This is a genomic window from Coprococcus intestinihominis (genome assembly GCF_040096555.1).
GTDB lineage: Bacteria > Bacillota > Clostridia > Lachnospirales > Lachnospiraceae > Coprococcus_A > Coprococcus_A intestinihominis.
In genome coordinates, this window is sequence record NZ_JBBMEK010000431.1 from 1 (window position 1) to 1,464 (window position 1,464).

2 protein-coding genes are annotated in these 1,464 nt (G+C 41.7%); both read right to left on the reverse strand.

The window, feature by feature from the left end; genetic code table 11:
• Positions 1-926 (reverse strand): Na+/H+ antiporter NhaC family protein (locus tag WMO25_RS17945; RefSeq protein ID WP_349086584.1); only part of this gene is annotated, 926 nt, incomplete at its 3' end.
• Positions 927-965: 39 nt separating this feature from the next.
• Positions 966-1,226: a hypothetical protein gene (locus tag WMO25_RS17950; protein WP_015512852.1), complete on the reverse strand. Its 261-nt coding sequence runs from the start codon at positions 1,224-1,226 to the stop codon at positions 966-968.
• Between the last annotated feature and the right edge of the window lie 238 nt (positions 1,227-1,464).

Consider the following 1,464-nt stretch of genomic DNA (forward strand, 5'->3'; position numbering starts at 1 on the left):
GCCACAATACAGCTGACGATCAACACTGCAACCGGCAAAACAAGGTCCATCACATGGGCTTTATCATTGCTTATTGCTTCCTCATCACTTTCATACGGTCTTCCCGGTGTTGTAAATAAATCGCCTTTAAAGGCATTCATTTCGTGCTTTTTCATCGGACCGAAATCAACTTTTAAAATGGTCACTGCCAAAAGCATACATAATGTCAGAATTGCATATAAGTTGTATGGAATTGTCTGAATAAATACAGAAAATCCGTTAATACCGGCCTCCTCCGGCACAGAAGATGTAACAGCCGCAGCCCATGAACTGATCGGTGCAATAATGCAGACCGGCGCTGCCGTCGCATCAATGATATAAGCCAGCTTGGCTCTTGAAACCTGATGTCGGTCCGTCACCGGACGCATCACACTTCCCACTGTCAGACAATTGAAGTAGTCATCCACAAAGATCATTACACCAAGGGCAATCACCGCAATCTGAGCACCGACTCTTGTCTTGATATGCTTCGTGGTCCATTCGCCGAAAGCAGCAGAGCCGCCGGCTTTATTGAGCAGTGCGACCAAAATGCCAAGCATCACAAGGAATACAAGAATACCCACATTCCAGGAATCCGACAGCTTCATGACCATGCCGCCTTCTCCCTGATAAAAAATCGTGTTCAGCATCAGCTCCAGGTTAAAATTAGAATATAACAGGCCGCCGGCAATGATTCCGGCCAAAAGTGATGTATAGACTTCCTTGGTGATCAAAGCCAATCCAATAGCGATCACCGGCGGCAATAGTGCAAAAACTGTTGCATATGTCTGGCATTGATAATTCTCAGAATCTGCAATTGTTCCCGGCGTCTGCATCGTCACAATCATCAATACAGCAATCATCACAATGAATGCCAGCATACCGATCCGTTTTCTTTTAGTTTTCATCTTCTCTCTCCATCATAAAATATATTTTCCATCCGGTTTCTATTCTGCATCAAAATCTGCCTTAAATACACCTTCAGGTGTCTTCATCGTCAAAATGCCCAGATTAAAGTTCTCATCCTGAATGGTGATATGATATTCAAAGACGACATCTTCGTCAAATTTTGATAATAATATATATTCTCCGTTTTCTTTACCTTCAATCTGGTCACAAATATCATCATACACATCGGCTCCTGAAATAGCCCGAGGATATCCGGATGCCTTAATCTTCTTCTCAATCGCTTCGTACAATTCGTTCATTATACTTCCTCACTTTCTGATTTCTTTTTCTCATAAAAAAGAACTGCTTATATAGATTTCTATCATACAATTCTTCCTTTAAGCATAAAACCAGGCCCAGCCCTTTTTGATAGATAGTACCAGTATACCATACTCAGGAACAAATCGAAAATCAAACAAGCAGTTCTTTTAAAAAATTTTATTGTGTTATTTTTCTATACATCTCCGGTCTCCGATCCCGGAAAAGTCCCCATTCAAG